The 1948-nt window shown below is 35.7% G+C and carries 4 protein-coding genes; 2 read left to right on the forward strand and 2 right to left on the reverse strand.

Annotated elements, in window-relative coordinates; genetic code table 11:
• The first annotated feature begins 99 nt into the window (after window positions 1-99).
• Window positions 100-810, forward strand: coding sequence for a DUF4145 domain-containing protein (locus HT729_RS11700; RefSeq protein ID WP_000006951.1), 711 nt, complete (start codon window positions 100-102; stop codon window positions 808-810).
• On the opposite strand, the gene HT729_RS12525 is transcribed toward HT729_RS11700, so the two are convergent.
• Together HT729_RS12525 and HT729_RS11705 are read right to left on the reverse strand one after the other, a co-directional pair.
• On the reverse strand, window positions 807-938 hold the full coding sequence (locus HT729_RS12525; protein ID WP_258953754.1) for a hypothetical protein: 132 nt from the start codon (window positions 936-938) through the stop codon (window positions 807-809). The two genes, HT729_RS11700 and HT729_RS12525, sit on opposite strands and share 4 nt — an antisense overlap.
• A gap of 169 nt (window positions 939-1107) precedes the next feature.
• Entirely contained in the window at window positions 1108-1245 is a 138-nt protein-coding gene (locus HT729_RS11705) for a hypothetical protein (protein WP_079247785.1), read from the reverse strand.
• A gap of 153 nt (window positions 1246-1398) precedes the next feature.
• On the opposite strand from HT729_RS11705, the gene HT729_RS11710 reads away from it, so the two are divergent.
• Window positions 1399-1948: helix-turn-helix domain-containing protein (locus HT729_RS11710; RefSeq protein WP_172932041.1), on the forward strand; the 550-nt coding region annotated here is incomplete at its 3' end.

The raw sequence follows: 1948 nt of genomic DNA on the forward strand, positions 1-1948 counted from the left end.
CTTTTTTCTTTTCCCACTATACGGATATCTTATTGGTTTCATTTTCTCACCCCCATTTCAAATGTGGTATAATCAAAATAAAACGATTGGAGAAAAAATATGTCATTTGATCTTTCTAAATTAAGCCTAGGCAGTCGCTTCGCAGGCAATTCAAAAGCATTTCAATGCCCTGTATGTTCAGGTTTCTCTTCCCATTTATGGACTTATAATCCTATTGATATCAATAGAGATTACAAAGAATCTATCAAATTTATTATAATTGCACAATGTCAGGCTTGTAATCAATTTTCTATTTGGATAACAAATGAAATCCAAATAACGTATGGCTCCAGGATAGTATTAAACACAAGCGATGCAACGTCGACATTAATTTTCCCAAATGTTGCCGAAGGAGTACCTAAACCTAATAATGATATGCCTGATGATGTGAAAGAAATCTATATTGAAGCTGGAGAAGTTCTAAATATATCGCCTAGAGCTTCTGCAGCTCTATCCCGTCTAGCTATTGAAAAGCTTGTTGCTCATTTAAACGCACAAGGTAAAGATTTAAATACCCAAATTGGAAGTCTTGTCTCTAAAGGAATGCCAATAGAAATCCAACAAATGCTAGACAGTGTTAGAGTAATAGGGAATAATGCTGTACATCCAGGTCAAATAGACATAAAAGATAACAAAGAGTTGGCTTTATCATTGTTAAGTTTTATCAACTTGATTGTAGATAATCGAATCACACAACCTAAAAAAATTCTAGACATATATAACCTATTACCTGATTCCTACCGAAATTCTATCGAAAGAAGAGATAATTAATCTTTCTCAAAGATTAATACATTTTCTTTGTCCCAATACTGAGTTACAACTCTAATCGGATCATCTTCTGTTCCTTTCCCCCGTTTAAATGTAACTTTTATTAGTTCAACAATTTCAACACTTTCCATTTTTCTACTCCTTCCCTTGTTTATCACATCGGCACTTCACTATCTGACGAATAGTAAAAGATACAATCACAAATCCTGCTAGGATTATCAATCCAGTTTCTTCACTCATTGCTTTTCACGGCAAATGATGGTACACTATCAAGTAGAGGTTGGGGCGTCGCCCCTTTCTCTACTTTTTGTTTTGAAGCTTACGTTTGTGTTCTAAGATTTGTTTGTGCCACAAACGTGCTTCTCTGATTAAGCCTAGTGCCAAGATGACGGTTGCAGTGTCCTTGGTTGCTAGGCTTTTTATGATGTGTTCCATCATTTGCCTTACCTCCTTTTCCTTAAGCTTGATTATATTATACTGCGGTTTAACCGCAATGTCAAGTGTTTTTTACGTTTTTTTCGCGATTTTTTATTTTATTCTTTACTTTTTTGCGTTTTTGCCGTAAAATATACTATATAAGGAGGGACGGAAATGACAGTCGAAAATAAAGAAATTTTTGCCAATAATCTAAGTTTTTACATGAAGCAAAAAGGGGTAGACAGAAATACATTATGCGCAGACTTGGATTTAAAATACACTACAGTTCGTGATTGGCTGAAAGGAATAACTTATCCTCGGATTGGTAAAATTGAACTTTTGGCAAACTATTTTAATATAAATAAATCTGACCTTATTGAAAACAAGATTTCTACCGCACAATCAGACTCCCTTTTAGAAAAAATTACAAATACAGCTCGAAAATTAAACACTGACAATAAAAAAATCGTTCTTCGAACCTCTGAGGAGCTTTGGGAGAGTCAAAACGAAGAAGAAACGAAGATAAACGAAGTATCGGAGAAAGTTCTCGACTTGTACCAAGTTGAGGTTGTATCTGAGACAGCCGCAGCTTCTGGATTTAACTATGGATTTGGGTACGACGATACAGACAGAGAGATTATAGAGGTCGACGAGCAACCACCACATCACGATATTGCGACTAAGGTCAGCGGAGACTCCATGCAGCCTGACTACCAAGACGGAG

The sequence above is a fragment of the Streptococcus sp. 79 genome (assembly GCF_013277425.1).
GTDB classification, from domain to species: Bacteria; Bacillota; Bacilli; order Lactobacillales; family Streptococcaceae; genus Streptococcus; species Streptococcus pseudopneumoniae.

What these genes read in the sequence shown, in the direction of transcription:
- HT729_RS11700 (WP_000006951.1), top strand. Translation starts at nt 100, where the DNA reads ATGTCATTTGATCTTTCTAAATTAAGCCTAGGCAGTCGCTTCGCAGGC.
- HT729_RS12525 (WP_258953754.1), bottom strand. Translation starts at nt 938, where the DNA reads ATGGAAAGTGTTGAAATTGTTGAACTAATAAAAGTTACATTTAAACGG.
- HT729_RS11705 (WP_079247785.1), bottom strand. Translation starts at nt 1,245, where the DNA reads ATGATGGAACACATCATAAAAAGCCTAGCAACCAAGGACACTGCAACC.